Origin of the sequence: Achromobacter sp. GbtcB20, assembly GCF_019091095.1 — a bacterium.
Taxonomy (GTDB): domain Bacteria; phylum Pseudomonadota; class Gammaproteobacteria; order Burkholderiales; family Burkholderiaceae_B; genus Achromobacter; species Achromobacter mucicolens.
The window spans coordinates 1-279 of the sequence record NZ_JAGXJZ010000484.1; the positions used below are offsets into that span (position 1 = coordinate 1).

Here is a 279-nt window from a genome sequence, read left to right on the forward strand (position 1 = left end):
CACACGTCGTCGGCCTGCCCAAGGGCCAGTGCTTCGCGCTGCTGCAGGGCGGCCAGCTCTGGAAGGTGCGTATGCCGCTGCCGGCGCCGGACCCGGATGAAGTGATGCCGGCGGGCCTGCAGCAACTGGCCGGGTACATGCGCCAGAGCTACAGCGAGGCCACGCAGTGGTGGGAGTTCACCAGCTCGTCGGCCTTGCAGGATGCGGCCTTGCCCGACGACCTGCTGGACGATGCCGCTGCGGCCGAGCCCGGCGCGGTGGCCACCGGCGCCGACGATG

1 pseudogene is annotated in these 279 nt (G+C 71.7%); it reads left to right on the top strand.

The features are described from left to right. Positions 1 to 279, top strand: a pseudogene (locus KVT32_RS29865) (conjugative coupling factor TraD, PFGI-1 class); the annotation flags it as partial.